General features: G+C 67.5%; 24 protein-coding genes and 1 tRNA gene. 9 read left to right on the top strand and 16 right to left on the bottom strand.

Annotated features, from left to right (window positions below):
* Positions 1-215: 215 nt before the first annotated feature.
* Positions 216-821, bottom strand: coding sequence for a hypothetical protein (locus RMN86_RS08850; RefSeq protein ID WP_309605466.1), 606 nt, complete (start codon positions 819-821; stop codon positions 216-218).
* Between the two features lie 436 nt (positions 822-1257).
* On the opposite strand from RMN86_RS08850, the gene RMN86_RS08845 reads away from it, so the two are divergent.
* The 3 genes from RMN86_RS08845 to RMN86_RS08835 all read left to right on the top strand — a co-directional run bounded on the left by RMN86_RS08845 (position 1258) and on the right by RMN86_RS08835 (position 3140).
* Positions 1258-1833, top strand: coding sequence for a hypothetical protein (locus RMN86_RS08845; protein WP_309605465.1), 576 nt, complete (start codon positions 1258-1260; stop codon positions 1831-1833).
* Between the two features lie 233 nt (positions 1834-2066).
* Positions 2067-2540: a hypothetical protein gene (locus RMN86_RS08840; RefSeq protein WP_309605464.1), complete on the top strand. Its 474-nt coding sequence runs from the start codon at positions 2067-2069 to the stop codon at positions 2538-2540.
* Between the two features lie 120 nt (positions 2541-2660).
* Positions 2661-3140, top strand: a complete 480-nt coding sequence (locus RMN86_RS08835) for a hypothetical protein (protein WP_309605463.1) — start codon at positions 2661-2663, stop codon at positions 3138-3140.
* A 168-nt stretch (positions 3141-3308) separates the two neighbouring features.
* Here the strand turns inward: RMN86_RS08835 and RMN86_RS08830 are convergent.
* Positions 3309-3383: transfer RNA gene (locus tag RMN86_RS08830), tRNA-Val, on the bottom strand.
* Between the two features lie 73 nt (positions 3384-3456).
* Positions 3457-3813: a cell cycle two-component system response regulator CpdR gene (gene cpdR, locus RMN86_RS08825; RefSeq protein WP_309605462.1), complete on the bottom strand. Its 357-nt coding sequence runs from the start codon at positions 3811-3813 to the stop codon at positions 3457-3459.
* A gap of 125 nt (positions 3814-3938) precedes the next feature.
* Here cpdR and RMN86_RS08820 point away from each other — a divergent pair, with 125 nt between their 5' ends.
* Together RMN86_RS08820 and RMN86_RS08815 are read left to right on the top strand one after the other, a co-directional pair.
* The gene (locus tag RMN86_RS08820) at positions 3939-4892 is read left to right on the top strand and encodes an N-formylglutamate amidohydrolase (RefSeq protein WP_405041335.1); all 954 of its coding nucleotides are present in this window, start codon (positions 3939-3941) and stop codon (positions 4890-4892) included.
* Positions 4893-5052: 160 nt separating this feature from the next.
* Complete coding sequence (locus RMN86_RS08815) at positions 5053-5445, top strand: GFA family protein (protein WP_309605460.1); 393 nt, start codon at positions 5053-5055, stop codon at positions 5443-5445.
* A 34-nt stretch (positions 5446-5479) separates the two neighbouring features.
* Here RMN86_RS08815 and RMN86_RS08810 read toward each other — a convergent pair whose 3' ends face one another.
* Complete coding sequence (locus RMN86_RS08810) at positions 5480-6199, bottom strand: glutathione S-transferase family protein (RefSeq protein WP_309605459.1); 720 nt, start codon at positions 6197-6199, stop codon at positions 5480-5482.
* A gap of 34 nt (positions 6200-6233) precedes the next feature.
* Positions 6234-6935: a nitroreductase gene (locus RMN86_RS08805; RefSeq protein ID WP_309605458.1), complete on the bottom strand. Its 702-nt coding sequence runs from the start codon at positions 6933-6935 to the stop codon at positions 6234-6236.
* Between the two features lie 333 nt (positions 6936-7268).
* Here RMN86_RS08805 and RMN86_RS08800 point away from each other — a divergent pair, with 333 nt between their 5' ends.
* A complete protein-coding gene (locus tag RMN86_RS08800) occupies positions 7269-7478 on the top strand; it encodes a hypothetical protein (protein WP_309605457.1) in 210 nt (69 codons plus the stop codon).
* A gap of 30 nt (positions 7479-7508) precedes the next feature.
* Here the strand turns inward: RMN86_RS08800 and RMN86_RS08795 are convergent, their stop codons facing one another.
* The 3 genes from RMN86_RS08795 to RMN86_RS08785 all read right to left on the bottom strand — a co-directional run bounded on the left by RMN86_RS08795 (position 7509) and on the right by RMN86_RS08785 (position 12302).
* A complete protein-coding gene (locus RMN86_RS08795; RefSeq protein ID WP_309605456.1) occupies positions 7509-10550 on the bottom strand; it encodes a TonB-dependent receptor in 3042 nt (1013 codons plus the stop codon).
* Between the two features lie 146 nt (positions 10551-10696).
* A complete protein-coding gene (locus tag RMN86_RS08790) occupies positions 10697-11392 on the bottom strand; it encodes an SDR family NAD(P)-dependent oxidoreductase (RefSeq protein ID WP_309605455.1) in 696 nt (231 codons plus the stop codon).
* Between the two features lie 13 nt (positions 11393-11405).
* Positions 11406-12302, bottom strand: a complete 897-nt coding sequence (locus RMN86_RS08785) for an SDR family oxidoreductase (RefSeq protein ID WP_309605454.1) — start codon at positions 12300-12302, stop codon at positions 11406-11408.
* A 395-nt stretch (positions 12303-12697) separates the two neighbouring features.
* Between RMN86_RS08785 and RMN86_RS08780 the strand changes: the two genes are divergently transcribed.
* Entirely contained in the window at positions 12698-13168 is a 471-nt protein-coding gene (locus RMN86_RS08780; RefSeq protein WP_309605453.1) for a nuclear transport factor 2 family protein, read from the top strand.
* Positions 13169-13198: 30 nt separating this feature from the next.
* Here the strand turns inward: RMN86_RS08780 and RMN86_RS08775 are convergent, their stop codons facing one another.
* Together RMN86_RS08775 and RMN86_RS08770 are read right to left on the bottom strand one after the other, a co-directional pair.
* Positions 13199-14173, bottom strand: a complete 975-nt coding sequence (locus RMN86_RS08775; RefSeq protein ID WP_309605452.1) for a sulfotransferase domain-containing protein — start codon at positions 14171-14173, stop codon at positions 13199-13201.
* A gap of 76 nt (positions 14174-14249) precedes the next feature.
* A complete protein-coding gene (locus RMN86_RS08770) occupies positions 14250-14660 on the bottom strand; it encodes an EVE domain-containing protein (protein WP_309605451.1) in 411 nt (136 codons plus the stop codon).
* A 144-nt stretch (positions 14661-14804) separates the two neighbouring features.
* Here RMN86_RS08770 and RMN86_RS08765 point away from each other — a divergent pair, with 144 nt between their 5' ends.
* Positions 14805-16238: a pyridoxal-dependent decarboxylase gene (locus RMN86_RS08765; protein WP_309605450.1), complete on the top strand. Its 1434-nt coding sequence runs from the start codon at positions 14805-14807 to the stop codon at positions 16236-16238.
* A 96-nt stretch (positions 16239-16334) separates the two neighbouring features.
* Positions 16335-17234: a DsbA family protein gene (locus RMN86_RS08760; RefSeq protein ID WP_309605449.1), complete on the top strand. Its 900-nt coding sequence runs from the start codon at positions 16335-16337 to the stop codon at positions 17232-17234.
* Here RMN86_RS08760 and leuB read toward each other — a convergent pair.
* The 6 genes from leuB to RMN86_RS08730 form a co-directional block, all read right to left on the bottom strand.
* The gene (gene leuB / locus RMN86_RS08755) at positions 17231-18283 is read right to left on the bottom strand and encodes a 3-isopropylmalate dehydrogenase (protein WP_309605448.1); all 1053 of its coding nucleotides are present in this window, start codon (positions 18281-18283) and stop codon (positions 17231-17233) included. The two genes, RMN86_RS08760 and leuB, sit on opposite strands and share 4 nt — an antisense overlap.
* A gap of 180 nt (positions 18284-18463) precedes the next feature.
* Positions 18464-18766 carry a putative quinol monooxygenase gene (locus RMN86_RS08750; protein WP_309605447.1) on the bottom strand — a complete coding sequence of 101 codons (303 nt, stop codon included), beginning with the start codon at positions 18764-18766 and terminating at the stop codon, positions 18464-18466.
* A 14-nt stretch (positions 18767-18780) separates the two neighbouring features.
* Positions 18781-19392, bottom strand: a complete 612-nt coding sequence (gene leuD / locus RMN86_RS08745) for a 3-isopropylmalate dehydratase small subunit (RefSeq protein WP_309605446.1) — start codon at positions 19390-19392, stop codon at positions 18781-18783.
* Positions 19392-20204, bottom strand: coding sequence for a VOC family protein (locus tag RMN86_RS08740; protein ID WP_309605445.1), 813 nt, complete (start codon positions 20202-20204; stop codon positions 19392-19394). The genes leuD and RMN86_RS08740 overlap by 1 nt, the downstream gene beginning before the upstream one ends.
* 4 nt (positions 20205-20208) lie before the next feature.
* Entirely contained in the window at positions 20209-20616 is a 408-nt protein-coding gene (locus RMN86_RS08735; protein ID WP_309605444.1) for a type II toxin-antitoxin system VapC family toxin, read from the bottom strand.
* Complete coding sequence (locus RMN86_RS08730; RefSeq protein WP_309605443.1) at positions 20613-20882, bottom strand: type II toxin-antitoxin system prevent-host-death family antitoxin; 270 nt, start codon at positions 20880-20882, stop codon at positions 20613-20615. Before RMN86_RS08730 ends, RMN86_RS08735 begins: the two co-directional genes overlap by 4 nt.
* Positions 20883-20903 lie beyond the last annotated feature (21 nt).

The following is a 20903-nucleotide window of genomic DNA, read 5'->3' as shown; positions in this document are numbered from 1 at the left end:
GGATAATGCCGCCTTCCTGCCGGACTGAACCCAGCCACATTGCCCCGTAGCCCGTCTGCGTCCAGGTCTGGAGCAGCGCTTCCACCTCGCGGGCGCGCCGCTGCATCACCTTGGGAGCCAAGTGCTCCCACCATTGGCGATTGATCGTGACCACGCGCGCCTCCCTAAGGCCGGTGAGGCTAACGCAACCTAGCGAACTCGGCACCTCCGACTAGCTAAAGGAAAGGCTCAAGTGTCGCCGGACTAACTCGTTCGATCTCGATTGACACGTCCTTCTGGAGTTCATTCGCTGCGATCCATGCCTTGGTGATCAGCTCGTCCATCTCCTTGTCGTGCAAATCGGCGATTGGTCCCTTGAAGGTGATCATCGCATTGAGCTGATCGATGCGGGCGATCAGTTCACGGACCCCTATTGCCACAGCTTCCGAGAGGAGCGCGTCGAGGTCAGCGTTGTGACGCAGCTCGACCATCATCTCGATTGAATAGGTTGCGGCAACTGTCGCTGGGATGATCTCGTTCGACATGCTCGGCCACATGCGATGGAGGGTGGACTTGCGCAGATCGAGAAGCATTTTCGTGCGCGACGCCTCCATGGACAGAGCCATGAGAAGGGCGTGGCGACGGCGGTCGTCGGACTGACGTTCGTGAGATGCGAATTGGCTCAATTGGTGTTCAAGCGTCGCAACCTGCTTGTCGCCCGAGCTTTTGGTGGCGCGGGCCTGGACGATACCAGCCCGATACGCGAGCCAGCCGGCGAGCAGCGCGAGCAGTCCGGCGATGAAGCTGCCCAGATCCCGCAGGACCCCGTAGACAAGGCACATGTTCATCGCGTTTCCACCACCCGACGCCAGAATGGATCATAGCGAGCGCAGCGGCGCGTGAAATGACCATGTCTTAGAGCGGCGCAGTTTTGGCCGTTCGCCAGACCTCAACAAGGCCCTCGGGCCTCGGTTCTCGCCGCTCCGGCACCGGACCCATCGGCGAGCCGGAGGCCGCCCAGCAGCCATCTCTGGCCTTTCAACGGGCATCGTGAGAACACTACCTCACCGTCGCCCGGCTTGATCACCGTCGGCGGGGCGCATCACGCGCACACGCAGGGACCCCCGCTTTGTCGGGCGGCTCCCGAAATAAAACACCTCTCGTAGGAAATACGGGAGGCGCGTTCCCTGTGTGCGCGTGATCAACCGTCCCGGCTCCAGCCGAGACGTACACGGGGTTACGTCAGTGGCGGTGCGGAGCGCAGCAGGCAGAGCGGTGGTGATCGGCTGCGCGGGGGTGATGGCCCTCGCTATGGGCGTGATCTTGGTGAATTGCGGAAAGACCACGGGGGCGGTCGAAAAGAACCCCGAGCAAGTTGCCCAGGCCACGCTAGAAAATGAGCAACCACCGGCGCCGTCACAAACCACTCCTGCGGAAACGCTAGCCGCCTCAGCCTACATCGCGGTGCGCCGACGTGAGTTGGGCGTGACACCGTTGGGCTGGGGCGACGCCAATTGGAAGAAGGTGACTGACCAGCTCACAACTACGCGCGCGGAACTCTGGAATAATGCCGACGAGATTGGCCGACCCACCCCGTATTTCGAGCAGATTGAAGGCCACGATCTAGCATGGTTGCAGGCGGAATATCGGAAGGCGCGGATTGCGCTTGAGAAGGAAGTCGAGGCGAGCAACGAGAAGCTCTGCGGAAGGGACAAGGCGTGTGTCGCGGAGCAGAGAGATGCGGGCTTCGGCGAGATGAACATGGCGCGGGCCGCAGGCCGTTGCGTGTTGACCGATGCCCCTCAAGCTTGTGAAATCGGAGCTGCCCAACAGGCGGCATACCCGTCGAAATGAAGGGGCGCACCACGTCACCGGTGAGGCCGCCAGCCTGCGGCACTGTGCGAATGCTCCTAGTCATGGTTGCGGTTGTGGCTCTTGCGGGATGCGGCGACCAACCCTCGCCTGCTGCCGAGCCGACGGGCCCGCCCGTGTCCCTTGCGGGCGCCAAATCGGAGGGCTCGCCGCCGTTGTTTCAGCCCGCGTGGGTTCCGCCCGCGAGGGGCTCGGGCAACTTCGAAATCTGTCTCATGTCTGACGCTGCCGAGAACGGGATCAGCCGGGTCACCATCCCCGACAATGTCGTCATGGCGTCGGCTGGGCAGTTGGTCACCAGCTTGCGAGAGCGCGGGAACAATGATCCGCGCGTCATGGGTGCAAGAGACAAGGAAGCCCAAGAAGCGGAGGCTTATGCTGTGATCACGACGCAACCGGTCACGTTGACGACGTCGGAGCCGTGTCGGATCACGACCGTTCGGGCGGCGGTCCATGACAACCTTCGATGGACCCATGCCGAGGTGCCTGCCGACCTCCACTTCACCTTCTCCCCATGGCCCGCGATGGTCCGCGCACGTGTTGTTACGACCGACTATTGGGGCAAGATGACGTCGGGTGGTGCCAGCCGAGGCGGGATCGCAGGCGATGCCATTGCGGGTGAGTATTTCAGCGGCGTCGTCTTGAAGGACGCCGGCAGCACCGTCCCACTGGTAGACCCGGCAGACTGACTTGAAACCCGCCTGGACGGCGCCGCAGATCAGCGGAGTACGCAATCGCCCATATGTGCGGCGGTCTGATAGGCGGTAGGACGTCGAGGCAGGTCTAGCGTTGGAGAATTGGGGAGTAGCATGAAGCTGAGAACACCGGCCGGGATGCTATCGGGTGTGACCGGCGCAGTTGCGGAATCCATGGCACCGCTGCTCCGCGCCTATCACCGATCAAACGCCGTCGAGCAAGACTACTATCGGTCGGTCATTGATCGCATGGTTCGACACCTTGAGTATTTTGTGGTGCCGGGGGTGTCAGTCGCCGCCCAGGCGTTGGCGGATGAACAAAAGCTGGGTGATTTGCGACTGAGGCCTTGGGAACACCGGAAGACCCGACAAACGGTCAAATGGGAGCACCACCCGCCGGTCGCCGATCTCCTCAAGAGGCTCTTCGCCCTTGCCGATCCCGAGCCGGACGACATTCAGGCGATCCTAATGTTCGCTGGGGTGAATTGGATCACGCAAGAGGAAGACAAGACGCTTCCCCGCTACAATCGCGGGCACGATCTAGCTGCGCCCTATCTAAATGTCGTGATGCTCCACGAATGCCGCCGCGACTAGCCGAGCAATGCGAAGGGCAGCCGCGCCTGACCCGGATCGCTGCGCGCCACCGACGCAAGTTCGGGGTGATATCACCCGCGGCCCACAATATTGAGATCGGGATTAGATGGGCGGGATGATGGATGTATTTCCTAGAAGCCCAAAAACGGTAGAAATTTCAACATGCGGTGGTGGACGCGACAGGGATCGAACCTGTGACCCCCTCGATGTCAACGAGGTGCTCTCCCGCTGAGCTACGCGTCCAAGCCGTGGTCCCGGGAAGGCGGGGATATACCGACGTGGCCAGCCCCGCGCAAGCGCGCCGGCGCCGGCGACGTCAGGCGGCGATCATCCGCTCCACCTCGGAGACGATCTCACGCAGGTGGATGGGCTTGGACAGCACCTTGGCGCCGGGCGGGGTCTGGTCGCTGGCAGCCAGCGCCACGGCGGCGAAGCCGGTGATGAACATGATCCTCAGGCCCGGATGCAGGGCGGCGGCCTGGCGGGCCACCTCGATCCCGTCCATCCCCGGCATGACGATGTCGGTGAGCAATAGGTCCCACTCCTGGTCCAGAACGGCGGCGGCGGCGTCGCCGTCGGCGCAGGCGGTGACCTCGAAGCCGGCGCGCTCCAGCGCCCGCGCGAGGAACCCGCGCAGGCTGTCGTCGTCTTCGGCCAGGAGAATTCGGGGCATGGGGTTCCGGATTGCAGGGACGCGGGGCGCGCGCGATCTGGCGAACGGATCAGCATACCCCGTCAACGGTAAAGGCGCGATGAACCCTTTGACCCGCGCCCCCGGCTGAGCGTTCTATGGCCCCGATGACCGGGTGGGAGCCTTTGGGGGAGTTTTTGGGGGAGCCTTTGGTGGAACCTGTGGTCGCGCCAGGGGCCGCCGAGGCCGCGCCGGCGCGCGCGGCTTTTGGCCTGTGGCGGGCGGCCGCCGAAGGTCGCGCGGCGCCGACGCCGCTGGTGTTCGCCTCGCCCCATTCGGGCCGGCACTATCCCGACGACATGAGGGCCGCCGCCACCCTCGACGCCCACGCCATCCGCCGCTCCGAGGACGCCCTGGTCGACGACCTGATCGCCGCCGCGCCCGGCCTCGGCGCCGCCCTGATCGCCGCCCGCTACGCCCGCGCCTACATCGACCTCAACCGCGAGGCCTTCGAACTCGATCCCGGCATGTTCGCCGACGAACTGCCGGACTTCGCCCGCATCCGCACCGCCCGGGTCGCCGCCGGCCTGGGCGCCATCGCCCGCGTGGTTTCCGAGGGCCAGGAGATCTATGCGCGCAAGCTGACCTTCGCCGAGGCGCGGGGCCGCATCGATGGCGCGCACCGACCCTATCACGCCGCCCTGGAGGCGTTGATCGCCGAGGCGCACCGGGCGCACGGGTTCGCCATCCTCGTCGACTGGCACTCGATGCCGGCGGCCGCCGGACGGCTCGGCGGACGCGAGCGGCCCTGCGATTTCGTGCTCGGCGACCGCTATGGCGCAGCCTGCGCGGGCCTGCTCACCACCCGGGTCGAGCGCGACCTACGGGCCATGGGCTACAGCGTCGCGCGCAACACCCCCTACGCCGGAGGCTACACCACCGAGCACTACGGCCGTCCGGCGCGGCGCACCCACGCCCTGCAGATTGAGATCAACCGCGCGCTCTATCTGGACGAGGCGAACCTGACGCCCACCGCCGGCTTCGAGAAGCTGAAGGCCGACCTCGAACGCCTGACGAGGGCCCTGGCCGGCGCGGACTGGTCGGCGCTGGCGGCGGGATAGCGGCCAGTGCGCGCCGAGGGCGTATCCGACCTCCCCGCCTCGTCCGGCGAGGTGACGCAGGGAGCACCCTTGGCGAAGCGCCAGCCGGCCGGTTCGCGCGGCTTGTCTATTTGTCGCGGCCCTCTAGCCTACGCCAGGCATCTGACATCGAGGGCTTCCCATGCATCGAGGATCCTGCCTGTGCGGCTCCGTCACCTTCGAGGTGAAAGGCGATCTTCCCGGACCCGACGCCTGCCACTGCGGCATGTGCCGCAAGCATTCCGGGCACTACTTCGCCTCGACCGATGTCCCGCGCGCGGCGGTGACCATCCGCGGCGAGGACCACGTCACCTGGTATCGATCCTCGGACAAGGCGCGCCGGGGCTTCTGCTCGACCTGCGGCTCGTCGCTGTTTTGGGATCCGTTGTTTCGTGACTGGATCGGCCTGGCCATGGGCGCCTTTGACACGCCGACCGCCACCCATCTGGCGATTCACATCTTCGTCGCGGACAGGGGCGACTACTATGAGATCGGCGACGACGGGGTGAAACAGGTTCAGCAGCTGCCGCAATAGCGGCGTAGGGGCCCCTCGACCGCGGCGCGATCCCTCAGCTTTCCGCCGCCGCCATCGCCGCTCTCGACGCCGCCATCATCTTATCGAAGGCGCCGGTGCGGATCAGTTCGCGCCGCTCCTCCAGGCCGCGATGCAGTTCCACCAGGGTCCTGGCGGCGTGTTCGTTGGTCTGGATCGCGGCCCAATAGGCGGCGACCCTGGCGTTGGCCGGGATCGGATTGTCGAGGCCGGTGGCCGGCAGCACGTTTTCGACCATGAACAGGCCGGGGACCAGCGCGCAGTCGGCCATCGTCAGGCGCCCGCTGCAGGCAAAGCCGTCCTGGCCGATAAGCCTGTCCAGCGCCTTGATGTTGCGCACCACCTGGCCGCCGAGCAGCTCGACGATCCCGTCGTTGCGGGTGGCGGCCCGTGTCTGCCCCGACAGCATGAACATGTTGTTCATGATGTAGATGTCGCCGATGCGGGCCAGCGTGCGGATATGGGCGGTCTCGCGCGGCGTGGCGCCGAGCATCGAAGGCCGCGGATAGATCTCCTCCAGATATTCCGCGATCACGTCGGATTCCGGCATCATGTCGCCGTCGATATCAAGCACCGGGATGCGGCCGATGGGATGGTCCTGGCGGAACTTCGGCGTGCCGAACGTCGCCGGCCGCTCCAGCGCAATGTCGGTGACGCCCTTGGCGTAGATCTGCATCCGCACGCGGGCGGAAAACGGGCTGAGATCCCCGGAATAGAGCTTCATCGTGGGCTGCATGGCGGCTGAACGCTCCTCTGGGCGGCGGCTGACCTTAGGCGTCGAAGCCGACAAATACAGCGGCCTCATCGACCGATTTGCGCTGCGACACCACCGCATTGGCCGGGAAGCTGTCGTCGGGATAGCCCATGGCGATGCAGATCATGATCACCTGGTCGTCGGGGATTCCCGCATGCTCGCGGACCACGGGCGACTGCATGATCCCCTGGCTGTTGATCACGCAGCCCAGGCCCCGCGACCAGGCCGCGTTGACCAGGGCGTTGGCCACCGCGCCACAGTCGAACGGCGCGATGTCTCCGCCGTGGATCGATCGGTCATAGGTCACCACGATCGACACCGGCGCATCGAACTGGCGAAAGCCCCGCAGCACCCAGTCCTGGCGCTTTTCCTGATCATGCCGCTCGATGCCCATGGCCGCGAACAGCTGCTTGGCCACCCCGATCTGCCGCTCCCGGTGCGCGCCGGCATAGTCTCCATGGCTGCGAAATTCCCGCGACGACGGCACGCCGGCCAGGTTGCGCTCGGTATTGCCCGCCCGGATACGGTCGAGCGGCGCGCCGGCCACCACATAGAAGTTCCACGGCTGGGTGTTCAGCGACGACGGCGCGCGCATCGCCATGGCGATGATCTCCTTGATCACCGCCTTGGCCACCGGCTCGCGCGTGAAGCCGCGGATGCTCCGGCGCCCCATGACAACCTCTTCGAACGTCAGGGCGGCAGCGGAGGAGGGTTTCATCGGCGGGGTCCTGCGCCTTCGCGGCGTGACGGTTCGAGAGGAAGCGGGCGAGCCCAGCGCGGGTCGCCAGCCGCTTGGTCGTGCGGGCGGGTCGTGCGGGTCGTGCGGGTCGTGCGGGTCGTGCGGGTCGTGCGGGCTGGGTACAGCAAAGGCGCCGTGCGCGTAAACTCATCGCGCCGGTGATTGACACCCCCCGCCCGGAAGGCTCCCGTCCGCCACGGGTCTACGGCGGGTTTGCCCGCCGGGGCGTTGGGCGATGAAGCTGTGGCTGGGGATTGTGGTGGGATTGGCGCTGCTGGCGCCCTCGGCCTTCCCCGACGATACTGCGAGTGGATGCTGTTCACGACCCGTGACAACCTCGACGGGCCGGGGTTTACCCACACGCCGCCGCCGGTGAAGGACCACTGCAGCCCGGTCGTACATCGGGCGGGGCGCCTGGAATATGCGCCCGCCGGCGAGAGCGTGGTGGTGAGCTTCGGACCCGAAGGGTTCACCGCCACGATCGCCGGACAGTTCAAGGATTACTGGACGCGGGTGAAGTGAGGCCGACGCGCCGCGCGCCGGCTTGCCGTCTCAGTAGTCGAACCGGGCGCCCACCTGGTAGGTCTGGCCATAGAATTCGCGCTGGATGGGTCGGTCAGCCGTCCCCTGGTAGAAGGCGTGGGGCGTGTTCAGCAGGTTCTTGGCGTTGAAATAGACCACCCAGTTTGGATTGACCTTGTAGCTGGCGCCGATGTCCATCGAGGTTCGGGTGGCGTTGAAGACATCGCTGGTCTTGTCCCCGCCAATGGCGAAGAGATCTGCCGAGGTCGAATAGGCGGCCAGACGCAACGCCACCGGACCCTTCTCATAGTATAGGGCTGCGTTCCAGGTTTCCTTCGAGGATGACGGGAGTGGCGATTTCTCGCCCGGACGGATCTCGAACTGGGAATCCACGTAGGTGTAGTTCGCGCTGACCCCGAGACCGCTCCACAACCCTGGAAGCATGAGGAACTTCTCGTCGATGTTCAGCTCAACGCCTCGCGCGTAAGATCCGTTCGCATTTGCAAATGTGAAATCCTTGAGCAGCACGCCCTGCACCACTCTCGTACCGATACTGTTCGCGACGATGTAGTTGGAGATATCCTTGTAGAAGAATCCCACGGAGATGATGCCCGACCCCCCGAGATATTTTTCAAAACTGATATCGAAGCTGTTCGCCCGCGCTGGCTTGAGGTTCGGATTCCCTTCGGACACGATTCCTGACCCGAGGTCGATGGATTCAGCCGCGGTGGACTGGTTGAATCCCGGCCGGGCGATGGTCGAGGAATAGGTCGCGCGGGCAATCAGATCGGGCTCGATCTCATAGCGCAGCTGCACCGCCGGGAAGAAGTCGACATAGTTGTTCGACGCCCGCACGGGATTGGCGACCTGACTGCCGGTTGCGTCCCTCACGAGCGCGAAGGCCGTGGATCGATCGTCGGTCTGCTCCACCCTCACCCCTGCGAGGATGCCCAGGCGCCCCAAGGTCACCCGATATTCGCCATAGCCGGCGTAGACGTTTTCCTTCACGTCCAGATACTGCTGATCCGCGCTGAGCTGGTCGGACGCGGCGACCTGCCCGGGACCAAACATGTTCTGTAGAAATCCGGGGATGATGTCCGGACCGTTCTGATAGAGGCCCCGATAGTAGCGCTCGGGAGGAGTCGACGAGGCCGCGGCCAACGGCAACGTGGTGAGGTTGGCATAGGACAGGGGCTGCGCGGTCGTGCGCTTGTGCCGCAGGCGAGCGCTCAACCCGACCTTCAGGCTTTCATCCGAGCCCCAGACGGCGAGCGGGTATTGGAGGTTTCCGGCGAACGACAACTCCTTGTCGAAATTGTCCGCCTTGCCGTTGACCAGGTTCACCAACTGATAGTTGGCGGGATCCGCGTAGGTCGCGCCGCCAATCGTATAGAGGGGCACGTGCCCGGGTCCGGTCGGAGCATAGGTGATCGTGGCCGCGGCGGGCGCCGGCGTGTAAGCGAACGTGGAGTTCACGTCATAGGGCTTGTGGTAGGTTCCTTCAGTGAAACCCACCCTGTAGTCGAGGACAGCCTTGTCAAAGATGTTCTTGCCGCCAGCGACGAACACGCGGTCGGTGGACGTCTCAGCCTCGTCGCGGAGGGATTTCAGGATGGCCGTCGACTGGCCAGCGGCGTTCGCGGCCTGCAAGGTGTCCACGATCTGGCCGTTTGGCAGGAGCGCCGCGTTGCCGTCCGGCACGAGTTCCAGGATCTGTCGCTTGTAGCGCTCCGTGTAGCCCGCTTCGAAGGCGCGCAGGTACCAGCTGTTGTTGTCGTCCGGCTGATAACCCAGGTCGATGCCGAGCGTGTGGCGTTTGCGGTTAAGCTCATAGTCCCGCTGCTGGAGGTCGCTGATCGCGCTATAGGGTCTGGCGCCAAGGCCTTTGGGGTCATTGAAATAGGCCGGCTCAACGTCGTCGATCCCGCGCTTGTCCTCGTAATACGTCCCGGTCACCACAATCGAGAACGGTCCGGGACTGAGGAACCCCGACGCCCCGCCGAAGTGGGCGCCGGCTGTCACCGCCACGTCGGTGATCGGCGTGTTGCGAAGCGGCTCATACCCGGAACCAATATTGCCCTGGATGAACGGCTCTCCACCGCGCGGGGCGGTCTTTGGCGTGATCTCGATCGTCCCGCCCAACGCCTCCGCGTCCTGTTCGGGCAGGTTGGATTTGGTGACCGTGATCGCCCCCACCAGGCCGATCGGAATCGAATCGAGCGTGACGGCGCGATAGCCCCCGAACGGCGAGGCGTTGTTCGTCGGCGGCAGGCGCAAGCCGCCGAAGGTGGTGCTGTTGAGATCGGCGTCCAGGCCGCGGATATTGACGTAGCGGCCCTCTCCCTCGTCGGTCTCGAGCGAGATCCCCGGCACCCGCCGAACCGCCTCGGCCGTCGACACATCTGGCAGCTTGCGGATCTCCTGGTAGGTCTGGATGACCACCAGGTTGGGGGCTTCCTTTTGAGCGCTGCGCGCCAGGGCCTGCGGCGCGCGCTGGGCGAGGACGACGATCTCCTCCAGGGCTGTCGTCTTGTTGTCTGCGGAGAGGTCCTGGGCTGTCGTTTCGCCCGCCTTCACCGCGACACGGGTCTCGGTCTCAGCGCCGTTCGCGGCGGTGACGACCAGTGTATAGGCGCCAGGCGCCAGGTCGCCAAGGGCGTAGGATCCATCGGCGCCGGCCTTCGCCGTGCGACCGTTTTCCCTGATCCTGACCGCGGCGCCGGCAAGCCCCTTGCTGTCCTTCACGCCCATGACATGCCCGGCGATGGCGCCGGAGGGCGGCTGCGCTGACATCGCGGGATGAGCGAATGTGAGAAGGCTGGCGGCCGAAAGTAACGCCAGTCTGAGGGCCGATCGATGCACGCCAAGCTCCTTTGGTGGAGCGCGTCCAATATCCGCGGCTGGATGTCCGGCTCCGTCCGTGGGGCTAGCGGCGGGAGACGACAGACCTGCGAACTTGGTGTGACAAATCCAAGAACACTCTTCAGTTGCCAGTCGATATTGCTTTTGGAGACTACAGTTCTTGTGGGTGTGTTCGCGGAATACTGTTCGATGACGTCTGGTCTCGGACACGAAGACTGATCCGTCCAGCCATCGCCGGCGCGACCGGGCTGGCCCCAAGCGGTTCCATCGGACGCTCCGCGGCGTTCGTCGCTCAAAACGGAATGAGCGTCGTCCAGAAAAGGCCGAAGATCGGACGCGCCGAATGACCGCCGCGATCAGCCGATCCGGGCGCGGACTTCGTCACGCGCCGTGTAGAGGCGCCAGAAGGCCTCGGCGATGACGGCCGGCTCGAGAGTGGGCATGCCGGGGCTCTCCGGCCCCGTGCCCCTGACCACGCCGGCGATGGTGACCTCGCCGACATAGACGCCTTCGCCGCGAAGCCTGGCCGACAGCAGGCCCACAAGCTTGGCCTTGGCCGCGTTGCCCAGCGGCACGCCGACCTCGCCCAGGGCAATGGCGATGGCGTCGATCATCGGGTTGAGTTCGCCGAACGCGCCATTGGTGACCAGGACCGCGCCGTCGCCGGCGGCCTTCAGGTCCGCCAACGCCTCCTGTACGGCGCTCAGCAGGCCCACCAGCGCCACATCGAACAGGCCCGCCGCCTTCGCCGGGTTGACCGTCAACAGGTCGCCGAAGCCCCGCCCGCTGAAGGCGTTCCAGTGGATCACGCCGATGGGGCCTAGCGCCGCGCGCGCCGCGACGATGGCGCCCCGGATCGACGCCGGATCGCCGGCATCGGCCGGGAAGGCGCCGGCTGCGATCCCCCTTGCCCTCAACCCCTCGACACCGGCCGCCAGCTTCGCCTCGGTGCGCGCCACCAGGGCCACGGAGAAGCCCTCAGCCCCGAACCTCTCGGCTATCGCGGCGGAGACGCCGGGGCCATAGCCGACGACGACAAGGGTCTTGGCCATCGACAGTCTCCTCTCAGTACTTGCTGGCGCCCTGGTAATAGGCGTCGGCACCCAGGCCGGACAGCAGGCCCGGCTCGCGGGGCGCCCAGCCCAGCGCGGCCCGCGTGACGTGGGCGGTGGCGGGCGCGTCAAGGCCGAAGAACATGCCGAGGAAGCCGAAGTGCTCGCCGGCCTTTTCGGCCTCAAGACTCTGCACCGGCAGGCTCAGATGGCGCCCGATCGCCTCGGCGATCTGGCGCGTCGGCACGCCTTCGTCGCCGACGGCGTGGTAGCGGGCCCCGGGCGAGCCCTTCTCAAGGGCGAGGCGATAGAGCCGCGCCGCGTCGAGGCGGTGCACCGCCGGCCAGCGATTGGCGCCGTCGCCGATGTAGGCCGCCACGCCCTTCTGGCGCGCGATGTCGATCAGGCGCGGGGTGAAGCCCCGGTCGTCCTGGCTGTGCACCGTTGGCGCCAGGCGGATGGCGGCGGTGCGCACGCCGCGCTCGGCCGCCGCGACCACCAGGGTCTCGGTGGCGCCGCGCCCGAAGTCCCCGCCGACCACGGCCTCGGTCAGCACCTCGCCCGGCCGCACCATCAGCAGGCCGGAGCTGATCACCAGGGGCTTGTCCGACCCCGCCAGGGCGTCGAGCATCGCGGCCACCGCCACGCGCTCGATCTCGGCGCTCTCGGCAAAGCGGGAGAAGTCGTGGATGAAGGCGGTATGGGCGACGGCGTCGCAGGCTCGCGCGGCGTCCGCCAGCGTCTGCGGCTCGGTCAGGACGCCGCGATGGACGTCGATCCCTCGCGCCTCCAGCGCGCGCGCGCCCTCATCGGACCGTGCGACGCCCAGCACCTGGTGCCCCGCTGCGACCAGCTCGGCGATCACGGCCGTGCCGATATAGCCCGTGGCGCCGGTGACCAGAACTCGCATGCGTGGGAACCCTCAGATATGACGCCAAAGCCACCATAGCCCACCCGCCTCCGCGAGAGAGTCGAAAACGCATACGGGGATGATCGGCGCCCGGAAGCAGACCTTCCCAACGTCCGCCAAAAATTGTCCACTCGGCCCCAATCCCACGTCCGTTTCTGTCGTGGCGGCATGGTCTGCTGCCGCCATGTCGGTGGCTGCGGCGATAGTGGGTGGCCCTCCGGGTCGCATCGCGACCTGAACCGCCCGGGGCAGGCTCCCGAGCCGGGCCAGGACGAGCTTTGGGGGGTCAGATCGAGAGCCGAAGGCGTCAGCGCCCTGCGGAGCGGCGGCTCTGGCGGCGCCGAGCGATGGACGATAGCGTCGGTGGACGAAGATTCGAACCAGAGGAGGAATTGATGAAATCCGTGGTTTTTGGCGCCCTGTGTCTGGCGGCGCTGTCGACAGCCTCGGTCGCGACCGCGGCGAACCCTCAGCTTGAGGCGCCGATCCATCGGTTCATCGACGCCTTCAACAAGAACGATATCACCGGCGCCGCCGCCACCCACCTGGCCAACGTCTCGATCATCGACGAGGTGCCGCCCTACCTCTGGCGCGGCCCCAAGGCGTTCAGCGACTGGGTGGCCGACCTGACGAAGAACGACGCCGCGGCGGGGATCACCGGGGAGCATGTCACCCTCGGGCCGGTGAAACGCGAACTGATCACGGGATCGAACGCCTATGTGATCATCGCGGCGACTTACAGCTTCCAGCAGAAGGGCGTGGCCATGCACGAGCCGGCGCAGATGACCTTCGCCATGCGGAAGGACAACAAGGGCTGGAAGATCGCCGGCTGGACCTGGACCGGCCCCGATCCGACGCCGAAGTAGCGTCCCCAATCCCGGTCAGTCGGCCCCCTCTCAGTCCGGCATGTCGCGGGGATCGCCGGCGCTCAGGCGACCGTGCTCCAGCCAGTCGGCGCAGGCCGGCGAGACCTTGCGGCGGAACACCGCCTCGTAACGGGCGAGGTCGGCGTCGGTGAGCACGTCGCGCCAGCGGCCGTTGGTTCCCTTGTTGAGGAACCGCTCCGCGCCCTTGTCGAAGTGTTCGCCGATGTGCGGCAGCAGCGCTTCGCTGTTCGCCTTCATCGCCGCGAAGCCCGCCGCCTGGGCCAGAGTCGCCAGCCGGTCGGCGGGCGTGTCGATCTCCAGGAAGGTTGAGATACGAGCCATCTCGCCGGCGAGGTCGGCCTTCAGGTCGGCGTAGTGGACGAACAGCAGGTTCTCGCGCCTGCGCTCGGCCCAGTAGGTGTTTTCGAAGTCGAAATAGGAGAGGTCGGCGCCCGGCCCCCTGGCCGGGTCCGCCTCGGCTTGCGCGATCCAGGACTGGAAGAAGACCTGGGGGTCCGCCGGCGGCGCCGGCGGCGGCCCGCCGGCCATCATATGGGCCAGCGCCGGGTCGCTCATGATGACGCCGCTGACCTTCATCCTGGTTTCCGTCGTGAAGCCGCTCACGTGGTTGTGCCAGGACATGAAGGCGTCGCGGCCGTCGCGGGCCACGTGGATGTATTTCACCGTGTCGTAGATCGGCAGGGCGTCCAGCGGCAGGTGGCTCTTGATGAACCGCCGGTGGGTCTGGGCCGCCAGGGTCGCGACATTGGCCTCGTGGGTGTCGAAAATCCGCGAGTCGAGCCAGACCGCCGTGTCCATGATCGGCCGTGGCGCGGGGTCCTGAAACACCAGCAGATCGACGATTCGCTGGGTCCAGGTGGTGCCGCACTTGGGATAGGTGGCGATGACGATGTCGTCGGGCCGCATCGCGAAGCCGTCCCAGCGGGAGGACTCCATGATCGGCGTGCGGACGTCCCGCGTCGGCGCGCGTTCGAGTTTGGTCATGGTGTCGCTCCCCCCAATTGGAGGCGGAAACCCTAGAACCGTCGCCGAGGCCGAACAACCTCGTCGCATAGGAATCCTATCGCTCGCCCGCCATCGTCAGGATCGCCGCCCACTCGTCCGGCTTCACGGGGGACACCGACAGGCGGAACAGGCGCAGCATGGCCATGTCGGCCAGCGCCGGGTTGGCCTTCATCCGCGCCAGGGTCACGGGGCTTTTCAGCGGCCGCACAGGGGCTAGCTCCACGGCGACGAAGCGGCCGGCGGGATCGCCGGGATCGAGGAAGGCCTCGGTGACCACCCTGGCCACGCCGACGACCTCAAGCCCTTCCTGGGAGTGGTAGTAGAACGCCTCGTCGCCGACCTTCATGGCCTTCAGGTGGAGGGCCGCGGTGTTGTTGCGCACGCCGTCCCAGACGGTCTTGCCGTCCCGCACGAGGTCGGCGAAGGCGTATTTCGCCGCCTCCGACTTCACCAGCCAGTGGGCCATCTGCGAGCTCCATAGGGTCCTGACAATCGCTGCTGACGGATCACGGTCCCGCCAGCTTGGCAAGCCGAGGGCCGATTCCCGCCGCGCCGGCGGTTGACTTGCGAGCCGCGCGTCGCCTTTTTCCACGCGCCTGAGGAGCCACCGATGCCGACCGACACCCCCGAACGCGCGGCCCTGAACCGCGCGGCTCACCACGCCCAAGCGTTCCTCGATGACCTGGACACCCGGTCGGTGGCCGCGACGGTCTCCCTGAGCGACCTTCGCGCGCGCCTGGCCCGGCCGTTGGGCGACGGCGGGACGCAGGCGACCCAGGTCATCGACGACCTGGTCGCCGACGTGGCCGGCGGCATCGTCGGCTCGCAGAGCGGCCGGTTCTTCGGCTGGGTGATCGGCGGCGGCACACCGGCGGCGATGGCGGCCGACTGGCTGACCACCGTCTGGGACCAGAACGCCTGCCTGCACATCTCCGGTCCGGCGGCGGCCGTGGTCGAGGAGGTCGCCGGCGCCTGGCTGAAGGACCTGTTCGATCTTCCGGCCGAGGCCAGCTTCGCCTTCGTCACCGGCTGCCAGATGGCCCACGTCACCGCCCTGGCGGCGGCGCGGCACGGCGTGCTGCGGGATCGCGGCTGGGACGTGGAGCGCCAGGGGCTGTCCGGGGCGCCGGCGATCCGGGTGCTGGCCAACCCCGACCGTCATGGCTCGGTGGACGTGGCCTTGCGGATCCTGGGATTCGGCCTGGACGCCCTGGAGCCCCTGCCGCTGGACGCCCAGCGCCGGGTGACGCCGGAGGGTCTCGCCGCCGCCCTGGCCCAACGCGACGCCCCCACCATCGTCATCCTGCAGGCCGGCGAGCTCAATCTGGCCGCCTTCGACCCGTTCCGCGCCCTGGTTCCCATCGCCCGGGCGGCCGGGGCCTGGACCCACGTGGACGGAGCCTTCGGTCTGTGGGCCAAGGTCAATCCCGCGCACCGCCAGCTGGCCGACGGGATTGAACTGGCCGACAGCTGGACCACCGACGGCCACAAATATCTGAACGCGCCCTACGACAGCGGGCTGGCCTTCGTCCGCGACGCCGATGCGCATCGCGCGGCCATGTCGCTGGCGACCAGCTATCTGCCGCCGGGCGGAGGCGTGGCGCGCGACCCGCTGGACTGGAACCCCGAGCTGTCGCGGCGCGCACGAGGCTTCACCGTCTATGCGGCCCTGCGCGAGCTCGGCCGCGAGGGCCTGGCCGACCTGGTGGACCGGACCTGCCGGCACGCCAGCACCCTGGCCGAGGGCATCGGCGCGCTGCCCGGCGCGGAACTGATCTCCACCTCGGGCCTCAACCAGGCGCTGGTGCGGTTCCCGGCCCCGTCCGCCGCCGCCACCGACGCCGACCATGACCAGCGCACCGACGCGGTGATCGCCGCGATCAACGCCTCCGGCGAGGCCCTGTTCGGCGGCGTGACCTGGAACGGCCGCCGCGCCATGCGGATCAGCGTCAGCAACTGGCGCACCACCGAGGCCGACGTGGCCCGGGCCATCGCGGCGGTCCGGGCTGTGCTGGCGCATGAGACTGGGCTTGAGCTGAGCTGACCCGCCAGGACGCTCGCGGAGTTTTGCTTGCCATCGGCCGCGCGCGGCGGGACGCTTGGGCAAGGGGCGCTTAGGCCCCGCGCCGGGGAAGCCGCCATGTCACGGGTCGAAGCCGTCGAATATACCGACGCCGTCTGTTCGACCGCCTGGGGGGCGGAACCGCTGCTGCGCCGGCTGGACTGGCGACACGGCCACCACATCGCCTGGCGCAAGGTCATGGGCGGCCTGGTCGGCGACGCCTCCACCGGCAGGGACGGCTGGGACCGGGTCAGCGCGGCCGAGCCCATGCGCGCCTACTGGAAGCGGGTCTGGCGGCTGACCGACATGCCCTATCCGAACCCCATGCGCCTGATGCTGCGATCCACCGATCCGCTGGGCGCCGCGGTCAAGGCCGCCGAGCTGCAAGGCCAGGACGTGGCCGACGCCGTGCTGCGCCGCTTCCGCGAGCGGATCTTCGTCGACGGGATCGGGCCGCAGACCCCCGACGAGTTCGCAGCCGCGACGGTGGGCGTGACGGGTCTCGACCAGGCCCGCTGGCGCGCCGACCAGGCCCGCGCCGAGGTCGCCGCCGCCTACCAGGCCGACTGGCGGGAAACGAGGCTTCCTAATGATTATGTCCGCAATCTCAAGCACGACAGCCCGATGAACGGCGAGCTGAAGCACTCCGAGGGCCACGACCGCTACGCCCTGCCCACCGTGATCTTCAAGGGCCCCGGCGGCGAGCACACCGTCGCCGGCTGGGTTGGCTATGAGGAGTACGTCGCCGGCCTCGAGGCGGCCCTGCCCGGCGCAACCGCCGACCCACGGCCGGATCCGACGGCCGCCGAGGCCTTCGCCCGCTGGGGCATGCTGACGGCGAAGGAACTGGCCTTCCTCTGCGGCGACGCCGCCCAGCCACCGGCCGACGCGCGGGTCCACGACTGGGGCGACGGGGTCGTCTACTATTCCGCCGCCGAGGCCAGGGCGCGCGGGCTCGCGGCGATGGCGGGAGCCTAAAGCTCGGCCAGCACCGCGTCGCCCATCTGCGCCGTGCTCAGCGTCCCGCCCAGGTCGGGCGTCCGCGCGCCCGTCTCTAGCGCCCGGTTGACGGCGGCGAACAGCGTGTCGGCAAGGTCCGGCCGCGCCAGCGACCAGCGCAGGGCCATCTCGAACGACAGGATCGCGGCCAGCGGGTTGGCGATGCCCTGGCCGGCGATGTCGGGCGCCGAGCCGTGGATCGGTTCGTAGAGGCCCGGCGTCCCAGGCGCGCCCAGCGCCGCTGACGGCAGCATCCCCAGCGAGCCGGTCAACTGGGCCGAGATGTCCGACAGGATGTCGCCGAACAGGTTGTCGGTGACCATGACGTCGAACTGCCGGGGGTTCTTGACGATCTGCATCGCCGCGTTGTCGGCCAGGATGTGCTCCAGCTCGACGTCGGCATAGTCGCGGGCGTGCAGGTCGGTGACGACTTGCCGCCACAAGAGCCCGGTTTCCATGACGTTGGACTTCTCAGCGCTGGTTACCTTGCCCCGTCGGCCGCGAGCAAGTTCGAAGGCCACGCGGGCCACCCGCTCGATCTCGCCCGAGGTATAGACCTGGGTGTCCACGGCGCGGCGGCCGCCGCCGGGCAGGTCCTCGATGAACCGCGGCTGGCCGAAATAGACCCCGCCGGTCAGCTCGCGGACGATCATGAAGTCGAGGCCCTCGATCCGCTCGCGCTTCAGGCTGGAGGCGTCGGCCAGCGGCTGGAAACAGAGCGCCGGGCGCAGGTTGGCGAACACGCCCATCCCGGTGCGCAGCGCCAGCAGGCCGGCTTCCGGGCGATGGGCGCGCGGCGCGTTGGCCCACTGAGGTCCGCCCACCGCGCCCATCAGCACGGCCTTGGCCGACCTTGCTGCCGCGAGCGTCTCGTCGGTCAGCGGCGAGCCATGCAGGTCGAAGCTGGTCCCCCCGAAAGGGCGCTCGTCGATCGTCAGGTCGTTGGCCAGGCGGTTGGCGACGCGGCGGACCTGGGCGGTCACCTCGGGCCCGATCCCGTCACCGGGCAGCAGCAGCAGGTCAGTCATGGGCCCCTCGACGCCAGGTGATTCAATCGGTTCTTCTTTGATCGTCATCACCCGGCTTGTCCGGGTGACCCATGATCTCGGCGATGAAGGCCGGAGCGCTGCGGCGCCCCCGAATCCGAGTCTGCCGGCACATAGATCATGGATGGCCCGGACAAGCCCGGCCATGACGTTCTTTCCACCCTAGAGCGGACGTTGCGAGGCGATCTCGTAGGCGAAGAGTTGGCGGTCGGATACCCCGAAGCTTGGCCACTGGTCCCGCCACGCCGCCATGTGCGACGTCCGGAAATGGGCGTCGAGGGCGGCCTGATCGCGCCAGGCCTCGAAGACGCGGACCAGTCCCGGATCGGCCACGTCGACCGCATAGGAATAGTCCTGACAGCCATCCTCGGCCCGGCTGGCGGCCAGCATGGCCTGCATATGAGGTCTGAACGTCTCGAGGTTCTCGGGCGGCACGCGCACGGTTCCGGCAATGATCAGGGTCATGCGTCCTCCAGCCCCTAGGCGTCTTCCAACCAAGGTTTAGCGAGCGCCTGTTTCATCTCATAGACATCGATGTCGGAGGCGGCCTGCAGGGTCTCGCCGATGGCGTCCAGGCCGTTCAGCATCTTCTGCTTGCGCTGCGGGTCGATCTCGAAGGCGAAGGTCCGGCCCGACGGCGAAACCACGGTCTGGGCCGCCAGGTCAACGGTGACCAGGTGGTTGCCGCCCTTGGCCTCCTCCATCAGCGCCTGCACCTCTTCGGCCTTCAGCACCACCGGCAGGAGGCCGTTCTGGAAGCAGTTGTTGTAGAAGATGTCGGCGAAGCTGGTGGAGATCACGCAGCTGATCCCGAAGTCCAGCAGGGCCCAGGGCGCATGCTCGCGGCTCGACCCGCAGCCGAAATTGTCGCCGGTCACCAGCACGCCCGCGCCCTTGTATTCCGGCCTGTTGAGCACGAAGTCCGGCCGCTCGCGGCCCTCGCCATCGAAGCGCAGGTCGTAGAACAGACCCTTGGCCAGCCCCTCGCGCTCCACGGTCTTGAGGAACTGCTTGGGGATGATCTGGTCGGTGTCGATGTTGGCCAGCGGCAGCGGGGCGATCTTCGCGTCCAGGCGGGTGAAGGCGTCCATCAGGAGGGATCCATTTGCGGCGAGGGCATCAGCATCAGCGTCGGCACGCCGCCCGGCGCATCGCGGACGGTGAACACCTTGGTTCCGGGCTTACGGCCGATGCGCACCTCGGAGACGTCGAAGCCGGCGGCGGCGATGCGGGCCTGGGCGGCGTCGGGGTCGGTGACCCGCCAGGCGAGGCCGCCGAACCGGTCGGGCTCGTCCAGGCTTTCTGGGCTGACCGGACCCTTCAGGCTCGCGCCCACTTCGAACACCGCCCCGCCGCAGCGAAAGAAAAGTTGCCGCGCGCCCCACTGTTGGTTGGCGCGGTCGAGGCGCAGGTCCAGGCCGAACTTGGCGCCATAGAGGCCGAGCGCCCGGTCGGGGTTGGGCGTGTGGACGACGACGTGATCGAGAGCGCTGACGGCGGCGGCCTCGCCGTCGGTCGGGGGCGAGAGCGGCGCGTCGGCCTTGGGCGTCAGGACGAAGGTGAGACCGGCGGCGCGCACACGCGCCAGCGCGCCGATCGGCTCGACCTCCAGCCCACGGCGGCTCAGCAGGCGCGAGGCGGCGGCGACGTCATCGACCTGGAACGCGGCCAGCCAGGTTCCTTCGCCGGCCGTGTCGATCTGAGCGCGCACGCGGTCGCCGGCCCCGCCCGCTCCCGTGGGCGAGATCACTTCCAGCGCCATGTTGGGAAAGCGGAACCAGGCGCGGTTCGCGCCATTGCGCGGCTCCAGGTCCGGCTCGCGGCCGAGCAGGCGGCGATAGCCATCGACCCCGGCGTCGAAGTCGGTGACGGCAATGGCGATGTGGTCGAGGGCGCGGATCATCGGGTCAGACCCATAGCACAGCCAGCCCTTCATAGGCGGCGAAGGCGCGGTCATGGGTGACGACGGTGAGGTTCTCCGCCATCGCCTGAGCAATCATCAGCCGGTCGAACGGATCGCCGTGGTGGCGCGGCAGGTCGCGCAGGCGCGCGGCGTGCGACAGGGTAAGGGGCAGGGGCTCGATACTGTTCTCACTGAGAATCACGGTGAATCTGGCAAGTGGGTCGCTCATGACGGCCGGCGGCAGCACCAACTTCCCCAGGCCGCTCTTGATGCAGAGTTCGGCGATACCGACCACGCTGACGTAAAGGTCATTGTCGGCATCCTGGAGCACTGCGCGCACTGCCTGCGGGATCGGCCGGTCGCCGCCGACCAGCCACAGCAACACATGGCTGTCGATCAGATATCGGCTCACGGATCGTCCGGCGGGAACACCGGCCCATCTTCCCACAAGGCGATCTCCTCGGGCGTGGTTTCAGGAAACACCTCCGGCGCCTGCCACCCGTAGTCGCGGCCCCATTGCCCAAACTGGCGCGGCGGACGCTTGGCCGCTTCGGGGATCGCCACAAGCCGCGCATAGGGCTTCCCGTTCTTGGCGATGATGATCTCGCCGCCGGCCGCCGCCTCCTCGACCAGGGCCGAGAGGTGGGTCTTGGCCTCATAGAGATTGACCTGTTTCATGGCTTCAAGATGGTCGCCTTG

The sequence above is a fragment of the Phenylobacterium sp. genome (genome assembly GCF_031360265.1).
Taxonomy (GTDB): Bacteria; Pseudomonadota; Alphaproteobacteria; order Caulobacterales; family Caulobacteraceae; genus Phenylobacterium.
The sequence above is the reverse complement of the archived record's forward strand: the minus strand, read 5'-3'. Positions and strand labels throughout refer to the sequence as shown.

What these genes read in the sequence shown, in the direction of transcription:
- RMN86_RS08800 (WP_309605457.1), top strand. Translation starts at nt 7,269, where the DNA reads ATGCTGTTCACGACCCGTGACAACCTCGACGGGCCGGGGTTTACCCAC.
- RMN86_RS08740 (WP_309605445.1), bottom strand. Translation starts at nt 20,204, where the DNA reads ATGATCCGCGCCCTCGACCACATCGCCATTGCCGTCACCGACTTCGAC.
- RMN86_RS08820 (WP_405041335.1), top strand. Translation starts at nt 3,939, where the DNA reads ATGACCGGGTGGGAGCCTTTGGGGGAGTTTTTGGGGGAGCCTTTGGTG.
- RMN86_RS08730 (WP_309605443.1), bottom strand. Translation starts at nt 20,882, where the DNA reads ATGAAACAGGTCAATCTCTATGAGGCCAAGACCCACCTCTCGGCCCTG.
- RMN86_RS08840 (WP_309605464.1), top strand. Translation starts at nt 2,067, where the DNA reads ATGTCTGACGCTGCCGAGAACGGGATCAGCCGGGTCACCATCCCCGAC.
- RMN86_RS08765 (WP_309605450.1), top strand. Translation starts at nt 14,805, where the DNA reads ATGCCGACCGACACCCCCGAACGCGCGGCCCTGAACCGCGCGGCTCAC.
- leuD (WP_309605446.1), bottom strand. Translation starts at nt 19,392, where the DNA reads ATGGACGCCTTCACCCGCCTGGACGCGAAGATCGCCCCGCTGCCGCTG.
- RMN86_RS08850 (WP_309605466.1), bottom strand. Translation starts at nt 821, where the DNA reads ATGTGCCTTGTCTACGGGGTCCTGCGGGATCTGGGCAGCTTCATCGCC.
- RMN86_RS08790 (WP_309605455.1), bottom strand. Translation starts at nt 11,392, where the DNA reads ATGGCCAAGACCCTTGTCGTCGTCGGCTATGGCCCCGGCGTCTCCGCC.
- RMN86_RS08815 (WP_309605460.1), top strand. Translation starts at nt 5,053, where the DNA reads ATGCATCGAGGATCCTGCCTGTGCGGCTCCGTCACCTTCGAGGTGAAA.
- RMN86_RS08770 (WP_309605451.1), bottom strand. Translation starts at nt 14,660, where the DNA reads ATGGCCCACTGGCTGGTGAAGTCGGAGGCGGCGAAATACGCCTTCGCC.
- RMN86_RS08785 (WP_309605454.1), bottom strand. Translation starts at nt 12,302, where the DNA reads ATGCGAGTTCTGGTCACCGGCGCCACGGGCTATATCGGCACGGCCGTG.
- leuB (WP_309605448.1), bottom strand. Translation starts at nt 18,283, where the DNA reads ATGACTGACCTGCTGCTGCTGCCCGGTGACGGGATCGGGCCCGAGGTG.
- RMN86_RS08810 (WP_309605459.1), bottom strand. Translation starts at nt 6,199, where the DNA reads ATGCAGCCCACGATGAAGCTCTATTCCGGGGATCTCAGCCCGTTTTCC.
- RMN86_RS08780 (WP_309605453.1), top strand. Translation starts at nt 12,698, where the DNA reads ATGAAATCCGTGGTTTTTGGCGCCCTGTGTCTGGCGGCGCTGTCGACA.
- RMN86_RS08835 (WP_309605463.1), top strand. Translation starts at nt 2,661, where the DNA reads ATGAAGCTGAGAACACCGGCCGGGATGCTATCGGGTGTGACCGGCGCA.
- cpdR (WP_309605462.1), bottom strand. Translation starts at nt 3,813, where the DNA reads ATGCCCCGAATTCTCCTGGCCGAAGACGACGACAGCCTGCGCGGGTTC.
- RMN86_RS08750 (WP_309605447.1), bottom strand. Translation starts at nt 18,766, where the DNA reads ATGACCCTGATCATTGCCGGAACCGTGCGCGTGCCGCCCGAGAACCTC.
- RMN86_RS08760 (WP_309605449.1), top strand. Translation starts at nt 16,335, where the DNA reads ATGTCACGGGTCGAAGCCGTCGAATATACCGACGCCGTCTGTTCGACC.
- RMN86_RS08805 (WP_309605458.1), bottom strand. Translation starts at nt 6,935, where the DNA reads ATGAAACCCTCCTCCGCTGCCGCCCTGACGTTCGAAGAGGTTGTCATG.
- RMN86_RS08775 (WP_309605452.1), bottom strand. Translation starts at nt 14,173, where the DNA reads ATGACCAAACTCGAACGCGCGCCGACGCGGGACGTCCGCACGCCGATC.